The organism is Nitrobacter sp. Nb-311A (genome assembly GCF_000152905.1).
Taxonomy (GTDB): domain Bacteria; phylum Pseudomonadota; class Alphaproteobacteria; order Rhizobiales; family Xanthobacteraceae; genus Nitrobacter.
Window position 1 is genome coordinate 158,772 of the sequence record NZ_AAMY01000002.1, and the last position, 12,566, is coordinate 171,337.

At 63.0% G+C, this 12,566-nt stretch carries 8 protein-coding genes, 1 tRNA gene and 1 pseudogene; 7 read left to right on the top strand and 3 right to left on the bottom strand.

Annotated elements, in window-relative coordinates; translation table 11 throughout:
* Positions 1 to 61 precede the first annotated feature (61 nt).
* Positions 62 to 1,654 carry a bifunctional phosphoribosylaminoimidazolecarboxamide formyltransferase/IMP cyclohydrolase gene (purH, locus tag NB311A_RS00785; protein ID WP_009796489.1) on the top strand — a complete coding sequence of 531 codons (1,593 nt, stop codon included), beginning with the start codon at positions 62 to 64 and terminating at the stop codon, positions 1,652 to 1,654.
* 125 nt (positions 1,655 to 1,779) lie between these two features.
* Positions 1,780 to 2,436, top strand: a complete 657-nt coding sequence (locus NB311A_RS00790; RefSeq protein WP_009796490.1) for a cytochrome c — start codon at positions 1,780 to 1,782, stop codon at positions 2,434 to 2,436.
* Positions 2,437 to 2,553: 117 nt separating this feature from the next.
* On the opposite strand, the gene NB311A_RS00795 is transcribed toward NB311A_RS00790, so the two are convergent.
* A complete protein-coding gene (locus NB311A_RS00795; RefSeq protein ID WP_009796491.1) occupies positions 2,554 to 3,942 on the bottom strand; it encodes an MFS transporter in 1,389 nt (462 codons plus the stop codon).
* Positions 3,943 to 4,049: 107 nt separating this feature from the next.
* On the opposite strand from NB311A_RS00795, the pseudogene ggt reads away from it, so the two are divergent.
* Together ggt and panE are read left to right on the top strand one after the other, a co-directional pair.
* Positions 4,050 to 5,806, top strand: a pseudogene (gene ggt / locus NB311A_RS00800) (gamma-glutamyltransferase).
* Between the two features lie 168 nt (positions 5,807 to 5,974).
* Positions 5,975 to 6,895 carry a 2-dehydropantoate 2-reductase gene (gene panE, locus NB311A_RS00805; protein ID WP_040673713.1) on the top strand — a complete coding sequence of 307 codons (921 nt, stop codon included), beginning with the start codon at positions 5,975 to 5,977 and terminating at the stop codon, positions 6,893 to 6,895.
* Positions 6,896 to 6,922: 27 nt separating this feature from the next.
* Here panE and NB311A_RS00810 read toward each other — a convergent pair whose 3' ends face one another.
* The gene (locus tag NB311A_RS00810; RefSeq protein WP_009796494.1) at positions 6,923 to 7,615 is read right to left on the bottom strand and encodes a glutathione S-transferase family protein; all 693 of its coding nucleotides are present in this window, start codon (positions 7,613 to 7,615) and stop codon (positions 6,923 to 6,925) included.
* 277 nt (positions 7,616 to 7,892) lie between these two features.
* On the opposite strand from NB311A_RS00810, the gene NB311A_RS00815 reads away from it, so the two are divergent.
* Positions 7,893 to 8,699 (top strand): undecaprenyl-diphosphate phosphatase, encoded by an 807-nt coding sequence (locus tag NB311A_RS00815; RefSeq protein WP_009796495.1) that lies wholly within the window; start codon positions 7,893 to 7,895, stop codon positions 8,697 to 8,699.
* A gap of 132 nt (positions 8,700 to 8,831) precedes the next feature.
* On the opposite strand, the gene NB311A_RS00820 is transcribed toward NB311A_RS00815, so the two are convergent.
* Positions 8,832 to 9,800, bottom strand: a complete 969-nt coding sequence (locus NB311A_RS00820; protein WP_009796496.1) for a complex I NDUFA9 subunit family protein — start codon at positions 9,798 to 9,800, stop codon at positions 8,832 to 8,834.
* A gap of 152 nt (positions 9,801 to 9,952) precedes the next feature.
* On the opposite strand from NB311A_RS00820, the gene NB311A_RS00825 reads away from it, so the two are divergent.
* Both NB311A_RS00825 and NB311A_RS00830 read left to right on the top strand, forming a co-directional pair.
* Positions 9,953 to 10,039: transfer RNA gene (locus NB311A_RS00825), tRNA-Leu, on the top strand.
* 1,578 nt (positions 10,040 to 11,617) lie between these two features.
* Positions 11,618 to 12,457 carry a hypothetical protein gene (locus NB311A_RS00830; RefSeq protein WP_009796499.1) on the top strand — a complete coding sequence of 280 codons (840 nt, stop codon included), beginning with the start codon at positions 11,618 to 11,620 and terminating at the stop codon, positions 12,455 to 12,457.
* Positions 12,458 to 12,566: the final 109 nt, after the last annotated feature.

Here is a 12,566-nt window from a genome sequence, read left to right on the forward strand (position 1 = left end):
TCTTGACGCGAACCGACCCCTGCTCGCTCGAAAACGCTATGTTTTCCCAGGATCGACACTCATGACCGACCGACCGCGACGCGTGACCCGCGCATTGCTCTCCGTTTCCGACAAGACCGGCCTGACCGAATTCGCCAGCGCGCTTGCCGGCCTTGGCATCGACCTGGTGTCGACCGGCGGCACCGCCAAGGCGATCGCCGCGGCAGGACTGAAGGTCAGCGACGTCTCCGACCTGACGGGCTTTCCGGAAATGATGGACGGCCGGGTCAAGACGCTGCATCCGAAGGTGCATGGCGGCCTGCTCGCCATCCGCGACCATGCCGATCATGCGAAGGCCATGAAGGACCACGGCATCGCCCCGATCGACCTGCTGGTCGTCAATCTCTATCCGTTCGAGTCGACGGTCGACAAGGGCGCTGCCTACGAGGACTGCATCGAGAATATCGACATCGGTGGCCCCGCGATGATCCGGGCCGCCGCGAAAAATCATGATGACGTCGCGGTGGTGGTCGAACCGCAGGATTATCAGGCCGTGCTTGACGAACTCGAAGCCAACGCGGGCGCGACCACGCTCGGCCTGCGCAAGCGCCTTGCCGCGAAAGCCTACGCCCGGACCGCCGCCTATGACGCCGCGATCTCCAACTGGTTCGCGGTGCAGCTTGAGACCGATGCGCCCGACTATCGCGCCGTCGGCGGACGTCTCGCGCAGACGTTGCGCTACGGCGAGAATCCGCATCAGGCCGCCGCATTCTACCGCACGCCGGAGCGGCGCGCCGGCGTGGCCACCGCTCGACAGTTGCAGGGCAAGGAATTGTCCTACAACAACATCAACGATACCGACGCGGCGTATGAGTGCGTCGCCGAATTCGATGCGGCGCGAACCGCGGCCTGCGTCATCATCAAGCATGCCAACCCCTGCGGCGTCGCGGAGGGCTCAAGTCTCACCGAGGCCTATCGCAGGGCGCTCGCCTGCGACCAGACCTCGGCCTATGGCGGCATCATCGCCTTCAACCGCACCATCGACGCGGATGCCGCCAATGCGGTGGCCGGCATCTTCACCGAAGTCATCATCGCGCCGGATGCGACCGAGGAAGCGATCGCCATCATCGGCAAGCGCAAGAACCTGCGGCTTCTGCTGGCCGGCGGCCTGCCCGATCCGCGCGCGCGCGGCCTGACCGCGAAGACGGTGGCCGGCGGACTTCTGGTGCAGGGCCGCGACAATGCCGTCATCGATGATATGCCGCTGAAGGTGACGACGAAGCGCGCGCCGACCGAGGCCGAGATGCGTGACCTGCGCTTCGCCTTCCGCGTCGCCAAGCACGTCAAGTCGAACACCATCGTCTATGCCAGGGATCTCGCCACCGTCGGCATCGGCGCGGGGCAGATGAGCCGGGTCGATTCCGCGCGCATTGCCGCGCGCAAGGCGGAAGACGCCGCGCGCGATCTGAAGCTTGCCGCGCCCCTGACCAAAGGCTCGGTCGTGGCGTCGGATGCGTTCTTCCCCTTCGCCGACGGAATGCTCGCCTGCGTCGAGGCCGGCGCCACCGCAGTCATCCAGCCGGGCGGCTCGATGCGCGACGAGGAGGTGATCAAGGCCGCCGACGAACACGGCATCGCCATGGTATTCACCGGCGTCAGGCACTTCCGTCATTAGAGCCTCTCCGCTTCGGATTGAATCGGGAGCGAGGCTCTATGATTCTGATTTGACGCGTTTTCTTCACGCGAACCGGTGACCGCTTCGCTCGAAAACGCTATGGAGATGAATACGGGATCAAACAGATGAGATCTGTGATAGGCGGAGCGCTTCTGCTCCTGGGCGCGTCTTCGCTACCCACGCTCGCGGGCGATGGCAAAGGCATCAACAAGCCGCCAGGCAGAGCGGCATCCTGCACGCCATGTCACGGTCGGAACGGAGAGGGCCAGCCGATGCGAGGCATTCCACGCCTTGCCGGTCTCAATGCGGAATATTTTGAACGTCAGATCGAGGGTTTCAAGAACGGTACGCGCAGGAACCGGATCATGCTGATGATCGCGTCGGACCTGTCAGACGCCGAAAGCAAGGCGCTAGCCAGCTATTATGCGGGCATGACGACACTGAAGCCCGAAACCTCGCCCGCCGATCAAGCCGTGATCGCAGCCGGAGCCAAACTTGCCGCGACCGGCGACCCATCGAAAGACTTGCAGGGATGCGGACAGTGCCACGGTGCCGAGGGCCTCGGCGCGGGAGCGGACTTTCCCCGCCTCGCGGGACAATCAGCGCTTTATATCGAGAAAGCACTTCAATCATGGAAAGCCGGTGATCGCAAAAACGATCGCGATGGCGTGATGGCCGATGTCGCGAACAAGCTGACCGACGATCAGATCAAAAGCGTGGCGGCCTATTACGAGAGTTTGCCCATTGCCGCACCAGCCCCGAGTCCCGAAGCCAAGCCATGAGCCAGATGCGGGCGGCGGAGCCTTTCCGCTTCTGATTGAATCAGAAGCGGGGCTCTATAATATTGTTTTGACGCGTTTTCTTCACGCGAACCGGTATCCACTTCGCTCGAAAACGCTCTAATCGCGCACGCGCGACAGCAGCGCAAGCCCGGCGACGAAGAACAGCACCAGCACCGCCATGCCCGCCTTCTGGCTTGCCGTCACGGCGGTGATGAAGCCGATCAGCAGCGGACCGACGAACGACGTCACTTTTCCCGTCAGCGCGAACAATCCGAAGAACTGGGTGATGCGATCCTTCGGCGCCATCCTTATCAGCAACGTGCGCGAGGCCGCCTGCAACGGCCCGCCGGCGCCGCCGATCAGGCATCCGAGAATGAGATAGGCCTTCTCGGCCGGTGCGGCGAACAAGCCGCCGTCCGGCGAAGGCGGCGTCACGCTCACGAAAAGGATCGAATCCTTGTCCACCATCAGGATCGTGACGATCGACAACAACAAGACGGTCATGCTGGTGGCGATGACGGCCTTCGGCCCGACCCGGTCGTCGAGCTTGCCGCCGATCCACGCGCCGAGCGCGCCGGCGATCGCGAGCAGCATCCCGAAGGTTCCGATCTCGATGGTATGCCAGCCGAAGGTGCCTGCCGCATAGATCCCGCCGAACGCGAACAGCGACACCAGCCCGTCGGTGTAGATCATGTTGGCGAGCAGGAAGGTCGCCAGCGATCGACGTTGCGGCAATTCGCGCAGCGTATCGCGCAACTCGATCAGTCCTACCCGTAGCGCCGTTCGCACCGAGCGTTTCGCCGGAAGATCCGGCGTCAGCAGGAACATCGGCAGGACGAAGACGACGAACCAGAGGCCGGTCAGCGGACCGGTGATGCGATCGCCCTGGTGGGTGGCCGGATCGAGACCGAACAGCGGCGTCATGCCGAACAGCGTCCTGCCGGTCGTGGGATTGGCGGCGAGGAAACCCAGCACCAGGATCAGGCTGAGGATGCCGCCGACATAGCCGGTGGCCCATCCGGTCCCCGACAGGCGGCCGATCTTGTGCGGCGGCACCAGCGACGGCATCATCGCATTGTTGAACACGGTGGCGAATTCGACGCCGATGGTGGCGATGCCGTAGGCGGTCAACAGCGGCAGGATCACGCTGGCGTCGCCGGGTCTGCCGATCCACATCAGGCTGGAGCCGATCACCAATAGCGCGCCGAAAGCCGCGATCCACGGCTTGCGTCGGCCATTCGCGTCGGCGATGGCGCCCAGCACCGGCGAGGCGAACGCAATCACGAGGCCGGCCGCGCCGGTCGCAAATCCCCACAGCGATTGCCCTTCGGCCGGCGTCGCCGCCACGAAGGTCGCAAAGTACGGCGCGAACACGAAGGTGGTGATCAGCGTGAAATAGGGCTGCGCCGCCCAGTCGAACATGATCCAGCTGGCAATGGCGGCCCGAGAAGCATAGCGCTCTCGGAGATCAGCATTATCCGCCGGTAAGGCCGTCGTCACCGTCATGCCCGATATGTTGTGTCGAATCACCATGGGCGTCTGACCTCGCGCCTGAGTTCCTATAGCATCGTTGCCATTAACGAAAACGACTCCTCCAGATCGGGACCGAATGGATGATCCGTCGTAAGCCACGCCGGTACGTATTTTCCGTGATCGCCTTCTGCGTGATCATCGCATTGGCGCCCCTCTCCTCGCCCGCCCTCGCGCAGGATGCACGCGCCAAAGTCCCGGCCGCAACCTCGGCGCGATCCGTCCGGTCACCGCCAAACACGGCATGGTGGTGGCGCAGGAGCGGCTGGCGACCAAGATCGGCGCGGAGGTGCTCGCGCGGGGCGGCAACGCGGTCGATGCCGCGGTCGCGACCGGCTTCGCCCTCGCGGTCACCTATCCGCGCGCCGGGAACATCGGCGGCGGCGGGTTCATGCTGGTTCACCTGGCCGACCCCGGCCGCGACATCGCCATCGACTATCGCGAGACCGCGCCCGGTGCGATGGGGCGCGATACCTTCCTCGACGCCAGCGGCAGGCCCGACCCGGCGAAGTCGCGCGATTCGGCGCTCGGCATTGGCGTCCCCGGCACCGTCGCGGGGCTGGCGCTGGCGCTCGACAAATATGGCTCCGGCAAGTTCACCCTCGCCCGCCTTCTTCAGCCTGCGATCGCGCTGGCGCGCGACGGACTCGAAATCGCCGACGACAGCGCCGACACGTTGCCGCAGTCGCATGAACGTCTCACGCGATGGCCGTCCTCGATGAAGATTTTCGCGCATCCCGACGGCACTGCGCTGCGGGAGGGCGACCGGCTGGTCCAGGCTGATCTCGCCGAAACCCTGACCGCGATCGCCGAGCGCGGGACGCAAGGCTTCTATGAAGGGCCGGTGGCTTCGAAGCTGGTGAAGGCGATCGGCGCTGCCGGCGGGATCATGACGCTCGAAGACCTCAAGTCCTACCGGCCGCTGATCCGTGAGCCGGTACGTGGCAGGTATCGGGGCTATGAGGTCGTTTCGATGCCGTTGTCGTCGTCGGGCGGCACCGTGCTTCTCGAATCGCTGAATATCCTCGAAGGCTTCCCGATGCGCGATCTGCATCAGGGATCGCTGGATTCGCTGCATGTGCTGGTCGAGGCGATGAAGCGCGCCTATGCGGATCGCGCGCGCTATCTCGGCGATCCCGCTTTCGTCAACGCCCCCGTTAAAATCCTGCTTGCGAAAGACTACGCCGCGAAACAGCGCGCTTCGATCGACATGAGGCACGCGACGCCCGCAGCCACCGTGCTCGTGCCGCCGTCGCGCGAGGGAGACAACACCACGCATTTTTCCGTGGCCGACGCCTTCGGCAATGTCGTCAGCAACACCTACACGCTGAACTTCAGCTACGGCGTCGGACTGGTGGCGGAGGGCACCGGCGTCCTGCTCAACAACGAGCTTGACGACTTCACCGCCGCGCCGGGCGCGTCGAACGCCTTCGGGCTGGTCGGATTCGAAGCCAACCTGCCCGGTCCCGGCAAGCGGCCGCTCTCCTCGATGACGCCGACCATCGTTCTGAAGGACGGTAAACCGGTGCTGGCGACGGGATCGCCCGGCGGCAGCCGCATCGTCTCCACCGTGCTTCAGGTAATCGTCAACGTGCTCGATTACGATATGGACATTGCAGCCGCGGTCCAGGCCCCGCGGCTGCATCATCAATGGATGCCGGATGAGGTCCGCGCGGAACAAGGCTTCCCCGATGACATCATCGCGGGGTTGCGGGCGCGAGGCCACACTGTTGTCGTGCCGATGGGACAGACCTCGGCCAACTCCATCGCCATCACTCCCAACGGCTTGTTCGGTGCGCCGGACCCGCGGACCCGTGGGTCGCGTGCCGCGGGATATTGAGAGGTCAGGTTGTTGAGGCGATTACCTGCGACGAGGCACCGAGCTTCTGCCAAGGATTCGATCATGACCGCCACGCGACCATTGTCGTGGCGTACGTCTTTTTCCTGATGGCCGATGATGCAAACCGGTGACAAGAACAAGACGCGACCATGCAAGGAGCACACATCGATGCGCATTCTCATTGTCGGGGCCGGCGCCACTGGCGGCTATTTCGGCGGCAGGCTGCTACAGGCCGGTCAGGATGTGACGTTCCTGGTGCGCCCCAAACGCGCCGCCGAGCTGGCGAGCAATGGTCTTGTCGTCAGGAGCCCGCACGGCGACTTCACGCTCGATAATCCGCCGACAGTCCAGGCTGACGGCCTGAGCGGGACCTTCGACCTGATTCTGCTGAGCTGCAAGGCGTTTGACCTCGAAGACGCGATCGCATCGTTTGCGCGGGCGGCAGGGCCGCGGACAGCAATCATCCCGCTGCTCAACGGGATGCGGCACCTGCGGACGCTCGACGCTGTATTCGGCCGCGAGCGCGTGCTCGGGGGACTGTGTTCGCTCGCGGTCACGCTCAACGAGAAGCGCGAAGTCGTCCATCTCGCGCCGATGCAGTCGCTCCGTTTCGGCGAACGCGACGGCGGCATGAGCGAACGCGTCGGGGCGATCGCCGACGTCTTCGCCGGCGCCAGTTGCGGAGCACAGCCGTCCGAAACCATCATTCAGGACATGTGGGAGAAGTGGGCGTTTCTGGCGACGCTCGCCGGCGTGACCTGCGTGATGCGCGCATCCATCGGCCAGATCGTTGCCGCGCCTGGCGGACGCGACTTCATCCTCGCCTTGCTGGATGAAATCGCCGGTATCGCGACGGCGGCAGGCTACGCGCCGCGGGAAGAGTTCCTGAGCGGCGCTTCGACGATGCTGACGGCGAAAGATTCTCCGCTGACCGCATCCATGTTCCGCGATATCGAGGCCGGCGCGCGGATCGAGGCCGATCACATCGTCGGCGATCTCCTCACCCGCGCCGAGGCCGCGAAGCTGCCGGCACCGAGACTTCGCACCGGCCATACGCATTTGAAGGCATATGAGAACCGGCGGGGATGATTGCGGCGCGCGCGATGGCCGCCGTGTTCAGAAATCCAGGTCGACATAGGTGCGCGACGCCGGCACGCCCGCCAGCCATTCGCTCAGCAGCGGACGGAACGATGGCCGCGACTTGATCCGCGCATACCATGCCTTCGCCGCCTCGTCCTCGGCCCATGGCACGTCGCCGAGATAATCGATCGCAGACAGATGCGCCGCCGCGGCGAGATCGGCATAGGTCAGCCGATCGCCGGCCAGGTAATTCCGGGTTCGCGCCAGCCAGCCGATATAAGCCAGATGGTAGCGCACGTTGGTCCTGGCGGCGCGCATGACGTCGGTTTCCGGCGGACCGCCGCCGATGTCTTCCCCCATGAAGCGCTTGTAGATGCGTTCGGTCACGAGCGGACCGGAGGCCTCATCGAAGAATTTCTCATTGAACCAGGCCATCAGACGGCGCACCTCGATGCGCTCGGGCATCGACGTCGGCAGCAGCCGGCGCTCGCCGACGCGTTCGCCATAGGTCTCGTCGAGATAGTCCGCAATGATTGCGGCGCCGGGAACCGCCGGGATGCCTTCGGCGATCAGCACCGGTGTGGTGCCGGCCGGATTGAGTCTCAGGAAAGCTTCACGCCGCTCCCACACCCGCTCTTCCACCGGCCGGACATCGAGTCCATGCTCGCCGAGAACCAGGCGAATGAAGCGTGATTGCGGACAGAATGGATGATGAAGCAACGTGAACATGGGTCCTTGATAAGTTTGCGATGCTTAAGAAAGTATCTCTAAAGCGTTAACGGCAGAGCGTTAACGTCTCCCTCATCGCTGAGCTGGCACGTCGCGGGTGAAATCGCATTCGCCGCCATCTTCACTCGTCGCGAACGAAGCTCCCTGCAACGAAATCCGAATGAAAGTGGAGCCACGCGGGGCGCAGATTCATGGATTTTGGGCATTGCTGCCCTGCGGCGAATAAGCGAGAAGGACACCGTTCGCAGTCGACCAGAATTCAGAGCAGGCTATTCCCATGATTTCCGATGCGATCAGAGCCGTGATTCTCGGCGTCATTGAGGGCGTCACCGAATTCCTGCCGGTGTCCTCAACCGGCCATCTGCTGCTGGCGGAACGCTTCTTCGATCTCGGTTCAGGGAATTTCTGGGACACGTTCACAGTGCTGATCCAGCCCGGCGCGATTCTGGCGATTGTGGTGATCTATTTTGCCAAACTGTGGCAGGTCGCGCTCGGCATGTTCTCCAATCCCGCGGACCGGCGCTTCGTCATCGGTGTGCTCGCGGCCTTCCTGCCGGCGGTGATCGTCGGCCTGATCGCCGGCAAGTACATCAAGGAATTGCTGTTCAATCCGTGGGTGGTTTGCTTCTCGCTGATCGTCGGCGGCGCGGTGCTGATGTGGGTCGACCAGCTCGATCACCGGCCGCGTGAGCACGACGCCACGGCGTTTCCGCTGCCGATGTATGTCTGGATCGGAATCGCGCAATGCGTCGCGATGATTCCCGGCGTGTCGCGCTCCGGCGCCACCATTGTCTCTGCGATGCTGCTCGGCGCAGACAAGCGCGCGGCGGCCGAGTTTTCATTCTTCCTCGCGATCCCCACCATGACCGGCGCCTTCGCCTATGACTTCTACAAGAACCACGCCGACATGACGACCGACAATCTCGGGACCGTCGCGATCGGCTTCGTGGTGTCGTTCGTCACGGCGATCATCGTGGTCAAGGCTTTCCTGAGCTACGTCACGCGCAACGGTTTTACGTTCTTTGCGTGGTGGCGGGTAATCGTCGGCACGCTCGGTCTGATCGCGCTGGCGCTGGGGCGGTAACCTTCAACTCGATAGTGATCGCGACATCGACCGACGTACCGCCTGCTCTCTTGGTGAAGAGAGGCGTCGTAGATCACCGAGTCGGATTTTGCCCCTTCCCTTCCCCTCCCCCACAAGGAAATACTTAATGTCTCACGCCCCCTTCGGCGCGAACTGGCCGGCCTTGCGGAAGCGCCAGAGATATTGCGGCACCACGGCCTCCATCGAGTCCGGCGTGATCCCAAGTCCCTGTAGCGTCAGGCCTGCGGCGATCGCCGCGTTGGAAACGACGTTGTCGGTTTTGAGCAGCTCGACCTGATCCGGTGTCAGTTTCAGAGGCCCCGGCGCGAACTGTAGGAACATCGCTTTGAGGCGCGCAATTGCGAACGGCAACGGCACCAGCATCCGCTCGCGTTCGATCACGCGCAGGATGATCTGCATGATCTCGCGCATCGAGAGCACCTCGGGGCCGCCGAGCTCATAGACGGCGCCCGCTTTCGCCTTGCCGTCGACAGCGTCGGCCGCGGCGGTTGCGACGTCGCCGACATAGACCGGCTGCATCTGGGTCGCGCCGCCGCCGATCAGCGGCAGCACGGGCGACATCAGCGCCAGCGCGGCGAACCGGTTGGCGAACTGGTCCTCGGGACCGAACATCACCGACGGCCGCAGGATGGTCGCAGACGGCACCGCCGCCAGGACCGCCTTTTCTCCGGAGGCCTTGGCGCGGGCGTAAGCCGAGGCCGATGTCGGATCCGCGCCGATCGCCGAAACGTGCACCAGGCGCGCGCCGGCGGCCGCCGCCGTCTCCGCGACGGTGGCGGCGCCTTTGGCCACCACGGCGTCGAACGTCTGCCGGCCGCTCTTGGTCAGGATGCCGACCAGATTAACGGCCACGTGGGATCCCCGCATGGCCGCGCGGACCGACGCCGGATGGCGCAGATTGACCTGCACGGCATGGATCTGGCCGACCTTGCCGAGCGGCTGCAGATGCCCGGCCAGCTCAGGGCGCCGGACGCCGACCCGGATGCGGTAATCACGCTTGGCGAGCGCGCGCACCACATGCCGGCCGAGGAAGCCCGAGCCTCCGAAAACCGTGACGAGCGTGTCCGAATTCGATGCCATGATCTGGATCCTCAAAGGCGTTGGTCTCGCGTCGGCAGAAGGGATATGCCGCCGTTCAGACGCCCGTCAACCGGCGGACCGTCGAGCCGACCATTCGAGCGCCGCTTCAAGGATTTGACAAGCGCGCAGCCGATGCCTACTAACCCCGCCGGGCCCAGGTGGCGGAATTGGTAGACGCGCTGGCTTCAGGTGCCAGTGGCTGCAAGGCCGTGAAGGTTCGAGTCCTTTCCTGGGCACCATCTCCTGGGCACCATCGGTTCGTAGGTAACCGAGCACAAATCGGCCCTAAAACCACCCGAATGCAGCCCACATGGGCGGGACACATTGGCGCTCGGAATGGCCAGACCCGCGAAGCGGCAAAGATCGTCGCATCACCCATTCAGCAAGCGCGCGCCCGCCCGCCCGACATGTACCCCGTCATGAATTCGCCGGCGGCCGATGGCGGCGCGATCAAGACCATTCGGTCCGGGCGTGGTGTATCAGCGGGCGGCACCCGACATTCATTGGTGCGCACCGCCGTTTCATCTCCTCGCAAGATGTCTCGATTTCAGAGCTATGCCGCGATCGTATCGCAGCCATGCCGACTTTGCACTGCACAAATAAACCAAGTCCTGTTATCCGTTTGCCCGGCTTTCGTGGCAGAGGCCGATTCGTCCTGATCATCACGCGCCTGTGTTCGGCCGCCTTCGGACCGGTAACAGACAGTGCCAAACCGAGGTCTGCTATGCTATTCCCGACAGACAACAATTTTGCGAAGAGGAAGAGATCGAATAATAATCCGGCCGGCTGGGCTATGGCAGGCGCGGTTGTCGTGCTGATGGCCAGTCTCGTTTATTTCACGAACGGACGCAGCAGCCATGCGATGCCTCACGGGCACCAACAGCATGCCGCGGTTCACTTTCAACTTCACAACAGATGAGCTTGAGCCGCACACGGCGAAAGCCATCGGCCCTTGCGCAAAACCAGAGCCTGCCGAGTTCGGTTTGAGCCTTTAGGCATAAAGGCAAGCGCGGCCCCATAGCGACGGCCGTCGGTTCTTTGCAAAGCCCAAGCACAAATGGCTACGCATCGCCGCTCGCTATGCCTCGTCATGAGGGATAGACGAAAAGCTGATCTGAACCTTTGAGTAGGTTCGAGCGACTCATCGTTGCTGGGGATTTCAGGGCCCAGTGCGTATAAGCCAGCGCCGCCGGCGAGCATATTCCGCCGCGCGGCGCTGTGCGTTCGTGCCGGAAAACACTTGGCCTATAGCGTTTTCAAGCGAAGTGGTTCCCGGTTCGCGCGAGGGAAACGCGGCAAATCAAAATCTGAGAGTCCCGCTTCTGATTCTAAAATCTTATCCTTTCTACCCGATAGCATGCACAGTTTATCGGGAGTTCAGCACCGTCGACAAGATGGAGGGCGCCGCGGATTCTTTTCAATCTCCGTGCCGCTGAGGTCCGTCACAGCGGATGCCCTCACCATTAAAACAAAACATTGACAATTTCCACCTGAAGTGTTTCAGGCCCGACCATTGAAAACAGCTGTCGCCCTCCGCCGGTGTCGCGCGATACCAGCGGCGGGCCGCGAAGAGTCGTCGAGTCCAACGGAATGGCCGCTGGGAATGTTACCCTTGTTGTCTGGCGGCAATAGCAGATGCGCCCTTCCGGTATCGTTTCCGGGGAGTTCCATGTCGCACCGTGCTGGTCCCGATTGCGGATAACGCAGAAGAGTGCGCCGGAGGTCGTTCGGCGATGGCGCCCGAATACTTGGAGCGGCGGCTCCTCCACGGAAGTGAGAAGAAGCGTCGCACGGCTGAGTCATAAGCAGGAAACGCGATGGAAGCGATTTCGAAAGTTGCTCTCGCGGTCGAGAGAGGTGCAACGACGGTTCGTGGTATTATCGACGCGACCGGATTGTCCCGTCTGAAAGTCGAACGCGCATTGCATTCGCTTGAAAAACAGAAGCGGATTATTCGCGACAGTGAAGGCTTCAGGCTGCCCGTCATGCCGACGAAACCAAACGTCCGGCAATGCGGATCATGCAACTGCTGTTGCGATATCCTCGAGGTGACAGCGGTCGCCAAACCGGTGAATGAATTATGCAGGCATTGGGAGACCGGCAAAGGATGCACCATCTACAACGATCGTCCTCAGATGTGCCGATCGTTCACTTGCGCTTGGCTGCAAGGTCATTTCAACGATGACTGGTTTCCCGAGAAGGCCCGCCTGGTGATGCATTTCAGTGAGGGTGCGGTCAACGTTCAGGTCGATCCCAACCATCCCGACCGTTGGCGGCAGGAGCCTTACTTCAGCAAGCTGCGTGAGTTGTCACTCAACGGGATAAGGGCGAGAGGTGCCCCCGGCTATGCCACCCTGGTCTTCGTCGGTTCCGACAAATTTCTCCTGCTCGGGCAAACCGTCGTTCCCGATCCCACGCTCTTCGGCACGGCGTTCGTACCCATCGCGCCCGAAACGTTCCGCTATTGGAAGGCCCGGTCACAGGAGCATGCGCAACGCCTGAATGAACGCGCCGCTGAGATACAGCGGATACAGCAGGAATTCGGATATTGCGCGATCCCCGACGACGACGACCCCTATCCGCCTTATCGGCCTGCCCTTCTTCGATTGTCGAAACATCCTCACGCCGAATCAGAGTCATGCGATGGCTCAAGTTAACGACGGACTGACTCTTGTGTGAAAGCGCAGAGAGCTCCGATTGTCGAAGCGGCGATCGAGATTTGCCCAGAAGACGGACAAGGCCGCCCTCCGGCCGCGCAGCCCAGGC

Bases quoted from the DNA above. Each gene is read 5' to 3' on its own strand.
- purH (WP_009796489.1), top strand. From the start codon at position 62: ATGACCGACCGACCGCGACGCGTGACCCGCGCATTGCTCTCCGTTTCC.
- NB311A_RS00790 (WP_009796490.1), top strand. From the start codon at position 1,780: ATGAGATCTGTGATAGGCGGAGCGCTTCTGCTCCTGGGCGCGTCTTCG.
- NB311A_RS00795 (WP_009796491.1), bottom strand. From the start codon at position 3,942: ATGACGGTGACGACGGCCTTACCGGCGGATAATGCTGATCTCCGAGAG.
- panE (WP_040673713.1), top strand. From the start codon at position 5,975: ATGCGCATTCTCATTGTCGGGGCCGGCGCCACTGGCGGCTATTTCGGC.
- NB311A_RS00810 (WP_009796494.1), bottom strand. From the start codon at position 7,615: ATGTTCACGTTGCTTCATCATCCATTCTGTCCGCAATCACGCTTCATT.
- NB311A_RS00815 (WP_009796495.1), top strand. From the start codon at position 7,893: ATGATTTCCGATGCGATCAGAGCCGTGATTCTCGGCGTCATTGAGGGC.
- NB311A_RS00820 (WP_009796496.1), bottom strand. From the start codon at position 9,800: ATGGCATCGAATTCGGACACGCTCGTCACGGTTTTCGGAGGCTCGGGC.
- NB311A_RS00830 (WP_009796499.1), top strand. From the start codon at position 11,618: ATGGAAGCGATTTCGAAAGTTGCTCTCGCGGTCGAGAGAGGTGCAACG.